General features: G+C 72.7%; 13 protein-coding genes. 4 read left to right on the top strand and 9 right to left on the bottom strand.

The window, feature by feature from the left end; translation table 11 throughout:
* Positions 1-42 precede the first annotated feature (42 nt).
* From ABT092_RS02015 to ABT092_RS02025, 3 genes are all read right to left on the bottom strand, one after another.
* Positions 43-1,944 carry an LCP family protein gene (locus tag ABT092_RS02015; RefSeq protein ID WP_502968371.1) on the bottom strand — a complete coding sequence of 634 codons (1,902 nt, stop codon included), beginning with the start codon at positions 1,942-1,944 and terminating at the stop codon, positions 43-45.
* Positions 1,945-1,960: 16 nt separating this feature from the next.
* The gene (gene nadD, locus ABT092_RS02020; RefSeq protein ID WP_351238712.1) at positions 1,961-2,587 is read right to left on the bottom strand and encodes a nicotinate-nucleotide adenylyltransferase; all 627 of its coding nucleotides are present in this window, start codon (positions 2,585-2,587) and stop codon (positions 1,961-1,963) included.
* Positions 2,588-2,701: 114 nt separating this feature from the next.
* Positions 2,702-2,863, bottom strand: a complete 162-nt coding sequence (locus tag ABT092_RS02025; RefSeq protein ID WP_351238714.1) for a hypothetical protein — start codon at positions 2,861-2,863, stop codon at positions 2,702-2,704.
* 251 nt (positions 2,864-3,114) lie between these two features.
* Between ABT092_RS02025 and ABT092_RS02030 the strand changes: the two genes are divergently transcribed.
* The gene (locus tag ABT092_RS02030; protein ID WP_351238716.1) at positions 3,115-4,251 is read left to right on the top strand and encodes a M48 family metallopeptidase; all 1,137 of its coding nucleotides are present in this window, start codon (positions 3,115-3,117) and stop codon (positions 4,249-4,251) included.
* A 5-nt stretch (positions 4,252-4,256) separates the two neighbouring features.
* Here ABT092_RS02030 and ABT092_RS02035 read toward each other — a convergent pair whose 3' ends face one another.
* From ABT092_RS02035 to proB, 5 genes are all read right to left on the bottom strand, one after another.
* Positions 4,257-5,327, bottom strand: coding sequence for an SCO2583 family membrane protein (locus ABT092_RS02035; RefSeq protein ID WP_351238718.1), 1,071 nt, complete (start codon positions 5,325-5,327; stop codon positions 4,257-4,259).
* Positions 5,328-5,418: 91 nt separating this feature from the next.
* On the bottom strand, positions 5,419-5,988 hold the full coding sequence (locus ABT092_RS02040; RefSeq protein ID WP_351238720.1) for an SCO2584 family spore wall biosynthesis protein: 570 nt from the start codon (positions 5,986-5,988) through the stop codon (positions 5,419-5,421).
* Positions 5,989-6,110: 122 nt separating this feature from the next.
* Positions 6,111-7,418 (bottom strand): glutamate-5-semialdehyde dehydrogenase, encoded by a 1,308-nt coding sequence (locus ABT092_RS02045; protein ID WP_351238722.1) that lies wholly within the window; start codon positions 7,416-7,418, stop codon positions 6,111-6,113.
* A gap of 84 nt (positions 7,419-7,502) precedes the next feature.
* Positions 7,503-7,967: a DUF8830 family protein gene (locus ABT092_RS02050; protein ID WP_351238724.1), complete on the bottom strand. Its 465-nt coding sequence runs from the start codon at positions 7,965-7,967 to the stop codon at positions 7,503-7,505.
* Positions 7,968-8,144: 177 nt separating this feature from the next.
* Complete coding sequence (gene proB, locus ABT092_RS02055) at positions 8,145-9,272, bottom strand: glutamate 5-kinase (protein WP_351238726.1); 1,128 nt, start codon at positions 9,270-9,272, stop codon at positions 8,145-8,147.
* A 329-nt stretch (positions 9,273-9,601) separates the two neighbouring features.
* Between proB and ABT092_RS02060 the strand changes: the two genes are divergently transcribed.
* Positions 9,602-11,662: a CDP-glycerol glycerophosphotransferase family protein gene (locus tag ABT092_RS02060; RefSeq protein ID WP_351238728.1), complete on the top strand. Its 2,061-nt coding sequence runs from the start codon at positions 9,602-9,604 to the stop codon at positions 11,660-11,662.
* A gap of 79 nt (positions 11,663-11,741) precedes the next feature.
* Here ABT092_RS02060 and galE read toward each other — a convergent pair whose 3' ends face one another.
* Positions 11,742-12,713: a UDP-glucose 4-epimerase GalE gene (galE, locus tag ABT092_RS02065; RefSeq protein WP_351238730.1), complete on the bottom strand. Its 972-nt coding sequence runs from the start codon at positions 12,711-12,713 to the stop codon at positions 11,742-11,744.
* Between the two features lie 363 nt (positions 12,714-13,076).
* On the opposite strand from galE, the gene ABT092_RS02070 reads away from it, so the two are divergent.
* Positions 13,077-15,308, top strand: a complete 2,232-nt coding sequence (locus tag ABT092_RS02070) for a bifunctional glycosyltransferase/CDP-glycerol:glycerophosphate glycerophosphotransferase (protein ID WP_351238732.1) — start codon at positions 13,077-13,079, stop codon at positions 15,306-15,308.
* A gap of 21 nt (positions 15,309-15,329) precedes the next feature.
* The gene (locus ABT092_RS02075; protein ID WP_351238734.1) at positions 15,330-18,896 is read left to right on the top strand and encodes a bifunctional glycosyltransferase/CDP-glycerol:glycerophosphate glycerophosphotransferase; all 3,567 of its coding nucleotides are present in this window, start codon (positions 15,330-15,332) and stop codon (positions 18,894-18,896) included.
* Positions 18,897-18,951 lie beyond the last annotated feature (55 nt).

Below are 18,951 nucleotides of genomic sequence, written 5' to 3' on the forward strand. Positions count from 1 at the left end.
CCGTGCGCGACCGCCGCGGTGGGCCGGCCGGGGCCACCGGCGCTACGGCGACTTCGGCGCGTAGTCCCGACCGAGGGTGACCTCGATCTGGGCGTTGCCCTCGACGGTGCCCTGCACGACGGCGGACGCGGGCAGGCCGAGGGTCTTGGCGACCTCGCCCGCCTCCTGGCGGTGCTCGGCGTCCGCGTGGACGACCCGGGTGGTCGGGGCGGCGCCGTGCTTGCCGCCGTCGACGACGGTGTAGCCGCCGTTGACCAGGACGACCCGGGCGGACTCGACGCTCTCGTCGCCGTCCGCACCACTGGCGTCCCGGACGCCGACCCGGATCGCGTCGCCCTCGGCCGGGGCCTTGACGGTGCCGCCGAGCAGCGGCTTGACCACGGTCTCGGTGGCCTCGTCGGCGAGCGCGCCGCCGGACGCGACGGGGAGCAGCGCGGTCGTGTAGTCGCCGCCCTTGGCGCGGTCGGAGAGCCTGGCGAGGAAGGCGCCGAGGTCCTGTTCGGTCAGGGACGGGTCGAGGATCTGGGCGAGCGACTGAACCGTGACGGTGGCGGCCTCGGCGTCGGAGGACAGCTTGCGCAGGACGGCCTGCACGACCTGGCCGAAACGGGCGAGTTGGGCGTCCTGGGCCTCGCCGGGGGCGCGGTGGGTGGCGTAGGCGACGGCCATGGGACCGCTGAGGGTCTGCCGTTCGCCGCGCCGGACGAGCGGGGCCCGTCCCTTGGCCGCCTTCTCGGCGGGGACGTCGACGTCGGTGTCCACCTCGATGCTGCCGACGAGTTCGACCAGGTTGTTCAGGTAAGGGGTGTCGAGGCGCCAGGTGCCTTCGATGCGGGTGCCCAGCAGGGTGTCCACCGCGGTGCGGGTGCCGGTGGAGCCGTCGTCGTCCACGGACTTGGCGAGGGTGGTGGAGGTGCCGTCCTCGGTGGCGACCCCGAGGGTGTTGGGCAGCAGGATGGTGCTGCCCTGCTCGGTGGTCGTGTTGTCCACCAGGAGCGCGGTGGAGGTGCCGCCCTGCTTGGTGTGGTGCAGGTGGACCAGGACGACGTCGCGCTTCTGGGGACCGGTGGCGGCGGGTCCCGCCGGGCCCTCGTCGCCAGAGAGGCCGGGCAACTTGCCGGCGAACCCCAGGTAGCCGAGGACGCCGACCGCGACCAGGGCGAGCACCACGCCCAGGGCCACGAGCCGGCCGCGGGCGCGGCGCTTGGCCTCCTCGCGGCGCTCGGTGCGGTTCTCGGTGAAGGCGAGCCAGTCGATGACGTCCTCGGGGTCGCCGTCCGGCTCCTCGCCGAAGGAGAACTGCTCGGTGCCGGGGGCGCGGGGCGGGTCCGCGGGACCGGCCCCGGCGGGCTCCGCGCCGAGGTGCTCGGGCCCGGGCGGGGGGCCCTGCGCCGGGACGTGGGCGGTCAGCCCGACGGCGGCCCCGTCGTGGAACGGGCCGGGGTCCTGCGCCGGCACCGGCTCGTGGGGCGGGTAGGCGTCGTACGGGACGCCGGTTCCGTATCCGGCGGCCGGCGTGGTTCCGTGAGCGCCGTACCCGTGGCCCTGTGGGTCGGGGTAGCCGTGTCCGCCGGGGTCCGGGACCGCTCCCGGGTGGGGCTGGTCGTAGGCGCCGGCGTGGCCGGGCGCCGGGTACTCCTGCGGGTAGTGCGCCGGGTACTCCTGGGGGAGGCCGTACCCGTACCCCTGCTGGGGGGCGAACGACTGCTGCTCGTACGCGTGGGGGTGCTGGGGGGTGCCGTAGGCGTCGGTCGGGTCCTGGCGGGAGGGGAACGGAGCCGGTGCGGCCTGCTGGTAGACGGGACGGCCGTACTCGTCGTAGCCCGCCAGTTCGTAGGCGGCGAAGCCCTCGCCCCCTTCGGAGGCGTCGGCGGGGCGGGGGGCACCGGAGCCCGAGTACGTCCCGCCCGGGTATCCGTCGTCACGATCGTCTCGGCCGTTCACAGCTGCCCCTCCCGGCTCAGTCGCCGCGGTACAGGTCGCGCTTGTCGATGTAGCGCACCACTCCGTCCGGTACCAGGTACCAGACCGGGGCGCCCGCCGAGACCCTCGCCCGACAGTCGGTGGACGAGATGGCGAGGGCGGGGACCTCCACGAAGGAGACGCCTCCGGCAGGAAGTCCGGGGTCCGCGAGGGTGTGGCCGGGACGGGTGACCCCGATGAAGTGTGCCAGGGAGAACAACTCTTCCGTGTACCGCCAGGTGAGGATCTGGGCGAGCGCGTCGGCACCGGTGATGAAGAAGAGGTCCGTGTCCGGGTTGAGGGCTTTGAGGTCACGGAGGGTGTCCGTGGTGTAGGTGGGGCCGCCGCGGTCGATGTCGATGCGGCTGACGGAGAACTGCGGGTTCTCCGCGGTGGCGATGACCGTCATCAGATAGCGGTCCTCGGCGGGCGAGACCCGGGCCTCGCTCTTCTGCCAGGGCTGCCCGGTCGGGACGAAGACGACCTCGTCGAGGTGGAACTGGGCGGCGACCTCGCTGGCCGCCACCAGGTGCCCGTGGTGGATCGGGTCAAACGTTCCGCCCATGACCCCGAGACGGCGCTTGCCGTGGTTCGTCCGGCCGGTAGGCATGTCCTGATCTCCCATGCGTGCAGACCCTACCGGCCCGTACTGCGGGCTCGAACGGCCGGCCGGACGTGCGTGCGGCGGCGTCCGGCCGTCGGTGGCGCAGCGGGCCGGCGGTCGGGTCGTGCGCGGGCGTCAGCGGTCCCGGTTGAAACGGGTGGTGATCCAGAGCAGCAGGAGCAGGACGAGGAGTGCGCCGCCACCCGTGACGTACGGGCTGATGCTCGCGTAGGGGCCGTGGTGCTCGCCGCCCGAGGCCAGGTTGACCAGCGGGGCCGCGGTGCTGTGCAGACTCATCTTCGGAGGACCTATCCGGAGGGGGAACGGGCTGGAGACGGGGTGCCTCCGGGGCCATCGTAAGCGTGGGGTAAAGCTGAGTCGCGGGAGGGCCGTGATTACGGGGGTTCGGGCGCCGCCGGATCCGTCACGCGGTGTCACCCCCCGGGGCCCGACGGCGGATCGACCGGTTCCGGGACGTCCGGGAACCCGGGCGGGCGGACGTGCGTTTTCACCGGTGACACACGCACGGGGCTCGACAGGGGGGCGCGATGACGGACGGTACCGGCAAGGACGACGGACGGGCGGCGGACGGCGGTGCTGCGGAGGGGAGTTCGCCCCGGCGCACCCGACGACAGTTCCCGGGCATCTCGTCCCGGGCCTACGAACACCCCGCGGACCGCTCGGCGCTGGTGGCGCTGCGCAAGCTCAGCGGCTTCGACACGGTCTTCAAGGCGCTGAGTTCGCTGCTGCCCGAGCGCAGCCTGCGCCTGCTGTTCCTGTCGGACTCGGTACGGGTCTGCGACGTCCAGTTCCCGCACCTCAACGACATGCTGCGGGACGCCTGTCACATCCTGGACCTGGAGAAGGTCCCCTCGATGTACGTCAGCCAGGACCCCAAGCCGAACGCGATGTGCATCGGCCTGGACGAGCCCATCATCGTGGTGACCACGGGTCTGGTGGAGCTGCTCGACGAGGAGGAGATGCGGGCGGTCGTCGGCCACGAGGTCGGGCACGCCCTGTCGGGCCACGCGGTGTACCGCACGATCCTGCTGTTCCTGACGAACCTGGCGCTGCGGGTGGCGTGGATTCCGCTCGGGAACGTCGCGGTCATGGCGATCGTGACGGCGCTGCGGGAGTGGTTCCGCAAGTCCGAGCTGTCGGCGGACCGGGCCGGGCTGTTGGTGGGCCAGGACCTCCAGGCGTCCCTGCGGGGCCTGATGAAGATCGCGGGCGGCAACCACCTGCACCAGATGAACGTGGACGCGTTCCTGGCCCAGGCCGAGGAGTACGAGCGCGGCGGCGACCTGCGGGATTCCGTCCTCAAGATCCTGAACGTGCTGCCCCGCTCGCACCCCTTCACCACCGTGCGGGCCGCCGAGCTGAAGCGGTGGGCCGAGTCCCGGGACCACCAGCGGCTGATGGACGGCCACTACCCGCGGCGCGACGAGGACCAGGACGCCTCGGTCACGGACTCCCTGCGCCAGTCCGCGGCCTCCTACGCCAGCGACGTCCGCGGGTCGAAGGATCCGCTGATGAAGCTGGTCACCGACATCGCGGGCGGGGCGGGCGAGCTCGGCGGGCGGGTGCGCAGCAGGTTCGGCGGCTTCGGCTCCGGCCGGGACGCGGGGGCTCCGCCCGCGGGCGGTGACGCGCCCGCGGGGCCCCCGGGCGGGTCCGGGGGCTGACCGGCTCAGCCGGCTCGGGCGGCCTGCGGCTGGGCGCCGGGGGCCAGCGTTCCGCAGGGGTGGCTGGCGCCGTCCGCGGCATAGGGGTCGGTGGCCCGGGGCGGTCCCCCGGCCGGGGGGCTGCCCGCGAGCAGGGGCCGCAGCCGGTCCGCCCAGCCCGCTGCGCAGGCCAGCGGGCCGGCCTGGGTGTGCGAGGTCACCACCTCGGCCCGGTGCTGCCGGAGGTCCTCGCGGTCGAAGCGGAACAGCAGCGCGCGGCGGACGGTGAACAGGGCCGCCCGGGTCGTCCCGCCCCGGGCGGGACGCAGCGCGTAGACGAAGGTGTGGTCGCTGGTGACCTCCAGGGTGCCGGAGTCCGCCTCGGAGACCCGCAGGGTGCCCTCGACCCGTACCCGGGGCTCGGCGAGGGCCACCCGCGCCGGGTCGAAGCGGACCAGCCAACCGGTCGCGGAGTGCAGCCCGTCGGCGGCCGGTCGTTCGACGCTCCGGTCGAACTGGGCGTACTGGTCGGAGTCGATCAGGACGCGCACCGGCCGCACGGCGTCTCCGGTGAGCACCTCCGGGTCGACGGACGACCTCACCAGGTACTCCTTGGCGATGACCAGGGCGGCTTCGACCTGGCCGACCGAGAAGTGCGTGGTGCGGCTGCGCAGCGGGAGGACGATGCCCTTGGCGCCGATCCGGAACTGGTCGGCGGGGCTGCGCGCGTACAGCTCGGCCGGGGAACCACCGGGCACGGGCGCCACCGGGGCCAGGGGGATCACGGTCATCCGCAGCGGTGCGGCCCGCTGTGCGGGGTACCGTTCGGGCGGTTGGCGGAAGCCCAGGTAGACGGCGGTCACGAAGGCGACCGCGATCGTCACCACCAGGGTGAGCGCCTGCCAGGACGTGCCGCGGCGGCGCGGCGGGGGTGCCCGGCGCACGGCGGGGGTGTGGTCGGTGATCCGCTCCTCGGCGGAGAACTCCTGGAGCCGGGCAGCGCGGACGAACGACTCGTCGAAGACGACGGATCGGTACTCGTCATCGCCCGGGGCGCCCTCGGGTGTCCCCTGCGGTGGGTTTCCTGGCCCGCCCATACCTTCAGGGTGGGTCAGGGCGGCGTTCCGTAAACGCGGTGCCGCGCCGCGAGTTCACCTCCCCGGCCGAGCCGGCCGGAACCCTACGGTGTCAGGGGGGGTGCGGCACGGTCACGAGCGGGGGCGGGGAGGATGCGGCCGCTCCGGGGGTGCGCGCCGGCTGGCTCCGCTCCCACTCGGTGGAGCTGGGGCGCGGGGCGGGGTCCTGCCGACCGCCGGCGGCCCCCCGGTAGACGGCGGCGAAGGCCAGGGCGACCATGCCGAGCCCCATCACCAGGGCGAGGACCCAGGCCAGCCGCCGGGGCCAGCGGGCGTGGCCCATGAAGGCGTCGCTGCGGCCGTAGGACTCCTCCAGCACGTCCCGGGCGTACCGGTCGTCGGGGTCGAAGTCGCGGCCTTGGCCGAAAACCTCCCGTGCAAGGGCGTGTTCCTCGTCACCGAAGTCGTCGGCCGCACCACGGGACCCGGGACGGCCCTCCGCGTCGGAGCGGGCTTCGGCCGCCGCCAGCAGGCGTTCCTCGGCGCTGGGTTCCCGCACCCGGGCGGCCCGGACGAAGTCCTCGTCGAACACCACGGAGGCGAACTCACCGTCCGCACCTCCGTGGTCGCGGTCGTCGGGCTGGCCGCCGTCCGGCGGCGTGCCCCCCACGTCCTCCGGCACGCCCCCAGGGTAGCCCCGAAAGGGCGATCCGGGCAGACTGTCCGATCGATCCCGGGCGCCCGGGACGGCCGCGCGGGGCACGGCCGTCCGGGGGACGGGAGGGGCGCGGGACGCCCCGCGGGTCAGCCGCGGGTGTGGCCGTCGCCCGTGACGATGTACTTGGTGCTGGTGAGCTCCGGCAGGCCCATGGGGCCGCGGGCGTGCAGCTTCTGGGTGGAGATGCCGATCTCGGCGCCGAAGCCGAACTGCCCGCCGTCGGTGAACCGGGTGGAGGCGTTGACCGCGACCGTGGTGGAGTCCACCAATTGGGTGAACCTGCGGGCCGCTTGCTGCGAGCCGGTGACGATGGCCTCGGTGTGCCCGGAGGACCAGAGCCGGATGTGCTCGACCGCCTTGTCCAGGGAGTCCACCACGGCGGCGGCGATGTCGTACGAGAGGTACTCGGTGTCCCAGTCCTCGGCGGTGGCCGCCACCACGGTCGCCTTGCTGCCCGCCGCGTACTCGGCGACCCGCGGGTCGGCGTGCACGGTCACCCCGGCCTCCGCGAGGGCGTCCAGGGCGCGGGGCAGGAACGCGTCCGCGATGTCCCGGTGCACCAGGAGCGTCTCGGCGGCGTTGCACACGCTGGGCCGCTGCGCCTTGGAGTTGACGAGGATGTCGACGGCCATGTCGAGGTCGGCCCGGGCGTCGACGTAGACGTGGCAGTTGCCGGTGCCGGTCTCGATGACGGGGACCGTGGACTCCTCGACGACGGTGCGGATCAGCGAGGCGCCGCCGCGCGGGATCAGCACGTCGACCAGGCCGCGGGCGCGCATCAGTTCGCGGACGGAGTCCCGGCTCTCGCCGGGGACCAGCTGGATCGCGTCGGCGGGCAGTCCGGCACCGCCGACCGCGTCGCGCAGCACCCGCACCAGGGCGCTGTTCGACTCGTAGGCGGAGGAGGAGCCGCGCAGCAGCACCGCGTTGCCCGACTTGAGACAGAGGGCGGCGGCGTCGACGGTGACGTTGGGGCGGGCCTCGTAGATGATGCCGACCACGCCGAGCGGCACCCGCACCTGGCGCAGGTCGATGCCGTTGGGCAGGGTGGAGCCGCGGACGACCTCCCCCACCGGGTCGGGCAGGGCGATCACGTCCCGGACGTCGGAGGCGATGGCGCGCACCCGCTCCGGGGTGAGGGTGAGCCGGTCGACGATCGCCTCGCTGGTGCCCGCCTCGCGCGCCTTGGCGGTGTCCAGGGCGTTGGCCTCGACGATCTCCCGGGACCTGACCTCCAGCGCGTCGGCGATCGCCGACAGCGCGTCGTCCTTGGCGGCGCGGGGCAGCGGGGCGAGGTCCGCGGCGGCGGCCTTGGCCCGGTAGGCGGCACGCGCGACCTCGGACATGTTGTCGTACGGGGAAGGCGCGGAGAGCGGAGCTTGCGACGACGTCATGCGGGCAGGGTAATGCGCCCCCGGGCCCGGGCGGCCGTCGTCCCACACCCCGAGACGCGCGTCCCGGGGCGCGGGCACGGCAGGTCAGTACGGGTGGACCCCCACGGGGGTGGCGGGGGCGGGCCCGTAGCCGCGGGCCACCCGCTGGTGGTACGTCTCCCGGTCGATCACTTCGAGACCGACGATCTCCCAGGGCGGCAGCTGCGCGGTCCGCCGGTGCTCGCCCCACAGGCGCAGCGCCACCGCCGCGGCGTCGTGCAGGTCCCTCGCCTCCTCCCAGTACCGGATCTCCGCGTGGTCGTGGGCGTACCGGCTGGTCAGCAGGAAGGGGTGGTCGTGGGCCAGCTGTTCCAGACCGCGGCGGACCTCGCCCAGCGGGGCCTCGGCCCCCGACAGGCTGAGGGTCACGTGCCACAGCCGCGGCGCCCCCTCGACCCCCTCGCTGCCCTGCCGGGTCGTGCTCGTCGGGGCCCGGTCCTCCCGCACCGCCCTCAGGGCGGTGGTCGCGAGGCCGGCCCGGGCCGCGACCCCTTGGCGCGCTCGTGCCACGACGGTCTCCTTCACGCAGTGGTCGTCCGACCGGTCCGACTGGTCCCTGACACCGGACCCTGCGTCCACGCTGACACCCCCACCGCCCGCCAGGGGCCACTTTTACGGAACGTCCACCTGCCGGACGCCTCCCCGCGCGTCCCCGCTCCGTCCGGGCCGCTCCGGTGCGGTGGGCGGTCAGTCCCCGAGCAGGACCAGGGCGTCGCGGTGGACGACCTCGCGTTCGTAGGCCGGGCCCAGGTCCCGGGCCAGGTCACGGGTGGAGCGGCCGAGCAGCCGGGGCAGCTCCTTGGCGTCGAAGTTGACCAGTCCCCTGGCCACCGCCCGACCGTCCGCGTCCCGCAGTTCGACCGGGTCGCCCGCGGAGAACTCGCCCTCCACCGCGGCGATACCCGCCGGCAGCAGCGACTTGCGGCCCTGGACGACGGCCCGCACCGCGCCCTCGTCCAGGGTGAGCGCACCGCGCGGGGTCGAGGCGTGCTGGAGCCACAGCAGCCGGTCGGGGGAGCGACGGCCGGTGGGGTGGAAGTAGGTGCCGGTGTCCCGGCCCGCGAGGGCGTCCGCCGCGTGGACCGCCGAGGTGAGCACCACCGGGACGCCGGCGGCGGCGGCGATCCGCGCGGCCTCGACCTTGGTGACCATGCCGCCGGTGCCGACGCCGGCGCGCCCCGTGCTGCCGATCTCGATGCCCGCCACGTCCGCGGGCCCCCGCACCTCCGCGAGCCGGGTGGCCCCCGGTCGGCGGGGGTCGTCGTCGTAGAGGCCGTCCACGTCGGAGAGGAGCACCAACAGATCGGCGCGGACCAGGTGGGCCACGAGGGCCGCCAGCCGGTCGTTGTCGCCGAAGCGGATCTCGTCCGTGGCCACCGTGTCGTTCTCGTTGACGACCGGCACCGCCCCCATCGCCAGCAACTTGTCCAGGGTGCGGGAGGCGTTGCGGTGGTGGGCGCGGCGGCTGGTGTCCTCGGTGGTGAGGAGGACCTGTCCGACGCGGACCCCGTAGCGGGCGAACGACGCCGTGTACCGGGCCACCAGCAGCCCCTGGCCCACGCTCGCGGCGGCCTGCTGACGGGCCAGGTCCTTGGGGCGCCGGTGCAGCCCGAGCGGGGCGAGGCCGGCGGCGATGGCACCGGAGGAGACCAGCACGACCTCCTTCGCCCCGCCGTCGCGGACCTTGGCCAGGACGTCGACGAGGGCGTCCACGCGGTCCGCGTCGAGCCCGCCCGCGGCGGTGGTCAGCGAGGACGAGCCGACCTTGACCACGATCCGGTGTGCTTCCGTGACCCGCTGTCTTACCCCTGACACGCGCTTCCCCTCAGTCGCCCGGTGCGTCCGGTCCACCCGGGGCGTCCGTCGACGGGCCGCCGGGCGCCGCTTGGCAATGTACGTGAGAGTCGTCCCGATCGGTCCGGGCCGTCCGATCGGCGGATGCCGCCGCCCCCTCCTTCACGGAAGTCTCATGGGGGTCTCAGCGACGGGTCAGTTCCGCGCGACACGATTCCCCGGCGAGAAACCGGGCACAAGCCCGCTACCGGTTGCCCCCTTCCGGCGTTGACCAGCAAGCCCGACAACCGCGCCGCGTTCCCCCACGCGTGAGGCGTGGATCCGGATCGCGCTGCTAGGAGAGTCCCATCTTGCGTTCCGTCCCCCCGTCCCTCGCCCGTGTGGGGAAGCTGGTCCTCCCCGCCGTCCTGGCGGTCTCCTTCGCCGCCCAGGTGGTGGGTGCACTGCTGCCGCACGTCCCGCTCCTGGTCGGGGCGACCGCCGTCGGCATCGCCGCGGAGGCGGTGCTGCACCGCTGGCAACGGCCGCTGGCCTCGGCGATCGCCCGCACCCGGGCGGACGTCACCTTCCGGGTGGTGCTGCGCGACCTGCTGCTGGTGGCCGGCCTCCTCTCCCACCAGCAGGGCCAGGACCAGCGCACCGCCTACCTGCCGCTGGTCCTCGGCCTGCTGACGTTCTACGCCCTGCACTTCGCCTGCCACGCCGCCGCGATCCTCGTCCGCCGCTCCCGGACGCTGCCCGTGCTGACCCGCAACGTCGACACCGCCGGGCTGCGGTTGCGGCCCGCCCCGCCGGTGCTGCTGGCCCGCCGGGCCGGCACCCGTCTGCTGCTCTTCGGCTTCCCCGCCACGGCGGGGCTGATGGCGACCGCGCTCACCGACGAGCCCCTGGCGGCCGTGGTCGGGGTCGGGCTGGCGATCGCGGTCGGGACGGTCGGCCTGGTCGAACTGCTCACCCGGCTGCTGCCCGCCCGGCGCCCGGCCCGGCCCGAGGAGGCCCTCGCCTGGTTTGAGGAGTGGCTGGCCGAGTACCGGCCCACCGTGGCCCTGTACTTCTCCGGCGGCACCGCCTCCGCCTACCAGGCGAACATGTGGCTGGAGACCCTCGGCCGGCTCGGCGGGCGCCCGCTGATCGTGCTGCGGGAACGCTTCATGGTCCAGAAGATCGGGGCGACGGACGTCCCCGTGGTGTGCCTGCCGAAGGTCGCCGACCTGATGCGGCTGGAGCACTCCACGCTCCAGGTGATGCTGCACCCGGCGAACTCGGGGAAGACCTCGCAGGTGCTGCGCATCCCCACCATCAAGCACGCCTTCGTGAACCACGGCGAGAGCGACAAGCCGTCCTCGGTGAACCCCTACTCCAAGGCGTACGACGAGGTGTGGGTGGCCGGACCCGCCGCCCGCGAGCGGTACGCCCTGGCCAAGGTGGGCGTCGAGGACAAGGACGTCGTGGAGGTGGGCCGCCCCCAGCTCGACGCCATCCGACCGCACACCGGCCGGCCGGTCGGCGATCCGGTGACGGTGCTGTACGCGCCCACCTGGGAGGGCTGGGACGGCAACCCGGGCAACACCTCCGTCGTCGAGGCCGGCGAGAACCTCGTCCGCGCGCTCCTCGCCGACCCGGGGGTGCGCCTGCTGTACAAGCCGCACCCCATGACCGGCTCGGTGGACCCACGGGCCGGCGCCGCCAACGCCCGCATCCAGGAGATGGTCCGCACCGCCGCGGCCCGGCAGGACGCGGACCCGGTCCACCCAGCGGCCCTGGCGGAGCTGGAGTCGGCCGCCGCCGACCTCGAACGGGCGACGCGCACCGGCTTCCGCCGGGCCGCCGACGACATGGAGCGGATGCTGCTCCAGGGCGCGCCGGCACCCGGTCGGGCCGCGGAGGTCGCGGCGGCGAACGCGCGGTGGGAGGAGGCGTACTGGGCCTCGCTGCCGGCCGGCGCGCACCAGGTCGTGACCGGGTCCCGGCCCGCGCTGTACGGCTGCTTCGACCGGGCGGACCTGCTGATCAGCGACGTGTCCAGCGTGGTCAGCGACTACCTGGCCAGCGGCAAGCCGTACGCGGTCGCCAACACCAGCGGACTGCCCGAGGAGGTGTTCCGGGAGACCTTCCCGACCGTGGGCGCGGCGACGGTGCTGGTGCCGGACGGAAGCGGGGTCGGGGAACTCCTCGCCTCGGTGCGGTGCCCGGAGGCCGACCCGATGGGGCCGGCCCGGGCCCGGCTGCGGACCCGGCTGCTGGGGCCGGCCGGGGAGCCGTCGCTCGCCCGCTTCGACGCGGCGGTGCGGGCGCTGGCCGAGCGGGCCGCGCAGCGGGCGCGGATCGTCGGGGCGATTCCTGCGCAGGCGGTGGCGCCCGCGCAGGAGGCTGCGGAGCAGCGGTTGGGCACCGGTCCCGGCGAGGGGTGACCCCGGCGGGGCGCCGGGGCGGGTCCGCGCTCCCCCGGTCCGGCCCCCTGCGGGTCCGTCGTGGTTCCTCGCGGGCGGGTCAGCCGTGGCGGTGGCGCCAGCCGCCCCACGCGGACTCGATCATCTCGTCGATCCCGTACCGCGCGGACCAGCCGAGTTCCTCGCGGATGCGGTCCGCGGAGGCGACGACGCGGGCCGGGTCGCCGGCGCGGCGCTCGACGACGGCGGGGGCCTGGTCCTCGCGGCCGGTGACCTTGAGGATGCGCTCCACCATCTCCCGGACGGAACTCCCCTCGCCCCGGCCGATGTTGAGGGTGAGGGAGGTGCCGGGGGCGGCGTCGGCGAGCTTGACGGCGGCGGCGAGGTGCGCGGAGGCGATGTCCTCGACGTGGATGTAGTCACGGACGCAGGTGCCGTCCGGGGTGGCGTAGTCGTCGCCGAAGATCCGCGGGGCCTCGTCGGCCTCCAGCCGCTCGAAGACCATCGGGATCAGGTTGAAGACGCCGGAGTCGGCGAGCGCGGGGGCGGCGGCCCCGGCGACGTTGAAGTAGCGCAGGGAGGCCGCGCGCAGCCCGTGGGCGCGGGCGGCCGCGTTGATCAGCCACTCGCCGACGAGCTTGGTCTCGCCGTAGGGGCTCAGCGGCGCGCAGGGAGTGTCCTCGGTGACCAGGGTCACGTCCGGCATGCCGTAGACGGCGGCGGAGGAGGAGAAGACCAACCGGTCGACGCCGGCGTCCGCCATGGCCTCCAGCAGGGTCTGGAGTCCGGTGACGTTCTCCCGGTAGTAGAAGTAGGGCTTCTCGACCGACTCGCCGACCTGCTTCTTCCCGGCGATGTGCACGACCCCGGTGACCGCGTGCTCGCGCAGGGCGGCATCGAGGGCCGCGCGGTCGAGGACGCTGCCGACCACCAGGGGCACGCCGTCCGGCACCCGGTCGCGGCTGCCCGTGGAGAGGTCGTCGAAGACGACGACCCGCTGCCCGCCCTCGACCAGCGCGCGCACGACATGCGCGCCGATGTACCCGGCTCCGCCCGTCACCAGCCAGCTCATGGACTTCCCTTCGTCGACGCTGTCGGAGGCAGAATCACCCGGCGGCGCCCGAAAATCGAATCGGACATTCCGTGTCCGTTCCCGGTTTACCGGTGCAGCGGCGGTTCTGTTTCGTTCTGTGACCCATGTCTCCGTGACCGGAGGGTGACAGGTGTTGACCGATACCATCCAGGATGACGACTCTTCCGCAGGTCGTCACGGGGGATGAGCGGGCCGTTCCGAGCGGGGACGGGCACGCTACCGGCACCCGGGAGACTTCGGGTGAATCCTTTAGGATTGGTCGGCGCGGTCTCGGCACTGGTCCCGGCGAACCCCAGCGCAGCCCGACGCTCCCGCGGACAGTTCTCGGAACAGGTTGTAAGGATGCCCAGACTCACGCTCGTCGTCCCTGTCTACAAGGTCCAAGGCTACGTGGCCGAGTGTCTGGACTCGATCCTGCGGCAGGACTACACGGACGTCGAGATCGTGGCCGTCGACGACTGTTCCCCCGATGGTTCCGGAGCGATCCTCGACGACTACGCTTCGCGCGATGACCGAATACGCGTGATCCACCTCACGGAGAACGTCGGTCTGGGGCGCGCCCGCAATGCGGGGCTGGCCGAGGCGCGCGGGGACTACGTGCTCTTCCTCGACAGCGACGACACCCTCGACCCGGGGGCGCTGTCCGCGATCGCACACCGGTTGGACGCAACCGGGGACCCCGAGATCCTGGTCTACGACTACGTGCGCACGTACTGGAACGGCGAGGTACGCCCGAACCAACGGGCCGAGGTGCTGCGCCACGGGGACGACGGGGCCTTCCCCCTCCGGGACCGCCCGGAACTGCTCGACCTCCTCCAGATCGTGTGGAACAAGGCGTACCGCCGGGACTTCGTGGAGCGGTTGGGGCTCGCCTTCCCGCCCGGGTACTACGAGGACGCCCCCTGGACGTTCTGCTCGCTGATCGCCGCCGAGCGGATAGCCGTCCTGGACCGGGTCTGCGTCCACTACCGGCAGCGCCGCGAGGGCGGGAACATCCTCAAGACGGTGAGCCGCAAGCACTTCGACGTCTTCGACCAGTACGAGCGGGTCTTCGGCTTCCTCGACGCGCACCCCGAGTTGGAGCAGTGGCGGAGCCGGCTGTTCCGCAAGATGGTCGACCACTACCTCACGATCCTGGACCGCCCGGGCCGCCTGCCCCGCGACGCCCGCGCCGAGTTCTTCCACCGGGCCGCCGCCGACTACGCCGCCCGGGTCCCCGCGGACTTCGCCCGCCCGACCGGGGGCCGCGGCTACAAGTACACGATGCTGGAGCGCGACGCGTACTCGGCGCTGGCCGGCGCCACCAAGGCGGTGCGCACCCGACAGGCCGTCAAGCGCCGGGCGGGCGCCGCGGTCCGCCGCTCCAAGCGCAGCGCGATGGGCCTCTACTACCAGTCCCAGCTGCGGGCCCCGCTGGACGAGAACCTGGCGCTGTTCTCCTCGTACTGGAGCCGTTCGGTCTCCTGCAACCCCGCCGCGATCGCCGCCGAACTGGCCCGCCTCGCCCCTCAGGTGCGCCAGGTGTGGGCGATCCGGGCGGACAGCGTCGGCGCGGTGCCGAAGGGCGTCGAGTACGTCCGGGTCGGCTCCCGCGAGTACTGGTCGGCGCTGGCCCGCGCCAAGTACCTGGTGAACAACGTCAACTTCACCGACTCGCTGGTCAAGCGGGAGGGGCAGGTCCACCTCCAGACGCACCACGGCACCCCGTTGAAGACCATGGGGCTCGACCAGCAGAAGTACCCCGCCTCGACCAGCATGGACTTCGAGAAGCTGCTGGAGCGCTGTGACCGCTGGGACTACAGCCTGAGCTCCAACCGCCACTCCACCACCGTGTGGGAGCGGGTGTACCCCTGCTCGTACACGTCCCTGGAGACCGGCTACCCGCGCAACGACGTGCTGGTCAACGCCACCGCCGAGGACGTGCGCCGGGCGCGCGGCGCGCTCGGCCTCGCGGACGGGACGACCGCGTTCCTCTACATGCCGACGCACCGCGAGTACCAGGGCGAGTTCCGGCCCCGGTTGGACCTGGCCCGGTTGGCCGACTCCCTCGGCCCGGACGTGACGCTGCTGGTGCGCGGCCACTACTTCTACTCGGCCTCGCCGCAGCTCGCCGACCTCCAGCGCAGCGGCCGGATCGTGGACGTGTCCGGCCGGCACCCCGTGGAGGACCTGTACCTCGCGGCGGACGCGCTGATCACCGACTACTCGTCGGCGATGTTCGACTACGCCGTCCTGGACCGTCCGATCGTGGTCTTCGCCGACGACTGGGAGGTCTACCGCGCGGTGCGCGGGACCTACTTCGACCTGCTGACGGAGTCACCGGGGGCGGTGGCCCGCTCCGAGGACGCCCTCATCGAACTGCTGCGCTCCGACGCGTGGCGCGACGGGACCGCAGCCGACCTGCGCGAGGTCTTCCGCCGCCGGTTCTGCGAGTTCGACGACGGGCGCGCCGCCGAGCGGGTCGTGCGCCGGGTCTTCCTCGGCGAGCCGACCCCGATCCCTCCCGTTCCGTTCGAGGAGCGTTCGCACGCTCCGTACCCCGCCCAGGTGCTCGAACTGGTCGAGCGGGCCTGACCGAAAGGAAAACCACGTCACATGGCCCCCCGGCTCAGTGTCGTCGTACCCATCTACAACGTGGAGGAGTACCTTCCGGCGTGTCTCGACTCGCTGGAGGCACAGACCCTGCGTGACCTCGAAGTCCTCATGGTGGACGACGGTTCGCCGGACGGCTCGGCGGCCATCGCGGCCGAGTACGCGGCCCGTGACCCGCGGTTCACGCTGATCCGCAAGGAGAACGGCGGCCTCGGAGCCGCCCGCAACACCGGCATATCCCGGATGTCGCCGGACGCGGAGTTCCTGACGTTCGTCGACAGCGACGACGTGATCCCGCCGGACGCCTACCGGTTGATGGTCACCAGCCTGGACGAGAGCGGCTCCGACTTCTGCACCGGCAACGTGTTCCACCTGCGGGGCGAGAAGTCCTGGCAGGTGCCGCTGCTGAAGATGCTCTCGGGCGAGGCCCAGCAGCGCACCCACATCTCGCAGATGCCCCGGCTGGTCGCGGACCGGATCGCCTGCAACAAGGTGTTCCGCCGGTCGTTCTGGGAGAAGCACGGGTTCGCCTTCCCCGAGGGCATCCTGCACGAGGACATCCCGGTCGTGCTGCCCGCCCACTACCGGGCCGAGGCCGTCGACATCATCGGTGAGCCCACGTACTTCTGGCGGCTGCGCGAGGGCGAGGCCGCCCCGTCGATCACCCAGCGGCGCAAGGAGCCGCAGGCCATCCGGGACCGGGTCACCGCGGTCACCATGGTGAGCCAGTTCCTGGCGCAGCAGCCGGGCCCGGAGTTCGCGGTCTACAAGAAGCAGTACGACGACCGGGTGCTCCGCGACGACCTGCGGCTGTTCCTGCGGGTGCTGCCGGACGCCACCGCCGAGTTCCACGAGGCGTTCCTGGAGGCCACCAACCGCTACCTCGACACCATCGACCCGCAGACGGTGATGGCGCTGCCGCTGGTGCTGCGGGTGCAGTGGCTGCTGGTGCGCAAGCACCAGATGAACGAGCTGATCGCGCTGCTCGCCTCGCAGCGCCGCAAGGACCCCATCGAGGTCAGCGGGGTGTTCCGCAAGTACGCCGAGTTCGAGCCGCTGGAGAAGGCGGGCGTGGAGCTGCCGAAGTCGGCGCTGCGCATCGACAAGGACCTGGCGCTGAAGGCTCCGCTGCGCTCGGTGGACTGGCGGGACGGCAAGCTGGTGCTCTCCGGTGACGCCTGGATCGACAAGGTCGACGTCGACAGCAAGCGGGCCAGCTTGAAGGTCCTCCAGTTCAAGCACAGCGGCTCCGGTCGACGGATCTTCGCGCCGGCCAAGAACCTGCACCGCCCCGAGGCGACCACCCACTCCGGCCAGAAGCGCTACAACTACGACTGGGCGGGCTGGGAGCTGGTCTTCGACCCCTCCAAGCTGCGCAAGGGCGGCAAGTGGCAGGAGGGCATCTGGCACGTCGGCATCAACGTGTACGCCTCCGGGCTGGTGCGGCGCAGCGGGGTGTGGGCGCGCGGCGGTTCGGCCGCCAACTTCCCCACGTACCACTGGCTGGACGGCGACCACCGACTGCTGCCGGTGGTGGAGCGCAGCGCGCTGAAGCTGCGGCTGGAGAAGGTCAAGGCGCTCGTCACCGACCGGCGGATCGACGGCGACGAACTGGTGGTCAGCGGTGAGCTGCGGGCCGGCGCGACCTCGGTGTCCGAGCTGGTGCTGCGGCTGAGCAACCAGAAGAGCGGCGAGGTCCTGGACTACCCGGTGGAGGTGCAGGTCACCCCGGCGGGTCGGCTCTTCACCGCCCGGGTGCCGATCGCCGACGTGGCCCTGGTGCCGAACGAGGCCCTGGAGGCCAAGGCGCAGCCGGACCGCCGCTCCTGGAGCACGGTCCTGGTGGCGACCGACCCGGACGGCACCGAGCACCGCTACAGCAGTGTGGTGCGGGACGGTCTGGTGGACCTGCGCGGCGACCTGCCCGCCTCCATGGGGCCCGAGGCCGCGCACCACGAGATCGCGCTGATATCCGGCAACAACGGCTATCTGAAGATCGTCGGCCGGGGCCGTCGTGCGGTGGTGACCAACGTCGTCGAACGCGGCGGCAAGATCGTCATGGACGGCTACACCAGCGAGCGGCTGGTCGGCGCGGAGCTGCTGGTCAAGTCGCGGGGCCGGTTCGACGAGCGGACCGTGCCGGTGACCTGGCAGCCGGACGGCCGCTTCACGGTGGCCTTCGACCCGTCGTCGCTGGGCGGTTCGGGCGACGTGCCGCTGAAGGCGGGCCGGTGGAACGTGTTCCTGCGGCTGCCCGACGAGCCCGAGGTGCCCAAGGCGGCGTTCGTCATCGAGCGGCTCGCCGCGCGGCAGTTCCCGCTGAAGGCGGTCCTGAACGGCCGGCGCTACTGGTTCGAGTCGCTGTGGGGCACCTACCCGCAGCTCAACTGCCGTTCCGAGCTGAGCGACATGGAGCTGGGCCCCTACCGTCAGGCGCAGCTGCGCCGCGAGGTGTACGAGCCGGGCCGTCAGCAGCCGCTGCGCGAGCAGGTGTTCTTCCTCAGCTACAACGGCAAGCAGTACTCCGACAGTCCGCGGGCGATGCACGAGGAGCTGTTGAAGCGCGGCAGCGAGCTGACGTACCTGTGGGCCGTGCGCGACGGTCAGGTGGTGCTGCCGCCGACCGCCGACAAGGTCCGCATGTGGGGCCGGGAGTGGTTCGAGGCGCTGGCCACCTCCCGCTACATCGTCACCAACGGGCACCTGCCCGAGTGGGTGGAGCGGCGGCCCGGCCAGGTCATCGTGCAGACCTGGCACGGCACGATGCTGAAGAAGATCGGCCACGACATCGAGACGCTGCACTTCGACCGCGAGTACCAGAACCGCTTGGGCAAGGAGGCCAACAACTGGTCCCTGCTGGTCTCGTCGAACCGGTTCAGCACCCCGATCCTCAAGCGGGCGTTCTCGTACCACGGGGAGATCCTGGAGGCGGGCTACCCGCGCAACGACTACCTGTACTCCCCCGACCGGGACAAGATCGCCGAGTCGGTGAAGGAGAAGCTGGGGCTGCCCGCCGACAAGAAGGTCGTGCTGTACGCCCCGACCTGGCGCGACGACCAGTCGCACAGCGCCGGCCAGTACAAGTTCAGCCTGAAGATCGACCTGGACGACGCGCGGGCCCGGCTCGGCCACGACCACGTGCTGCTCATCCGTCGCCACTCCAACATCGTGGACGCGGTGCCCGGCGCGGGCAACGGCTTCGTCTTCGACGTCTCCGAGTACCCGGACATCGCCGAGCTGTACCTGGCGGCGGACATCATGATCACCGACTACTCCTCGGTGATGTTCGACTACGCGCACCTCAAGCGGCCGATGCTGTTCTTCACCTACGACCTGGAGCACTACCGGGACACCCTGCGCGGGTTCTACTTCGACTTCGAGGAGGACTCCCCCGGGCCGCTGATCCGCACCTCGGAGGAGCTGGTCGAGTCGATCCGCCGGATCGAGGAGGTCAAGGTCGAGTACCAGGACCGGTTCGACCGCTTCCACCGGTTGTTCTGCGACCTGGACGACGGCTCCGCCTCGCGGCGGGTCGTGGACCGGATGCTGGAGCAGACCCGCGAGCTGTGACGCGCCCCGCGGGGGCCGGGGAGGCGTTCCTCCCCGGCCCCCGCGGCCGTCCCGA

The sequence above is a fragment of the Streptomyces sp. NPDC002490 genome, assembly GCF_040296045.1.
GTDB lineage: Bacteria > Actinomycetota > Actinomycetes > Streptomycetales > Streptomycetaceae > Streptomyces.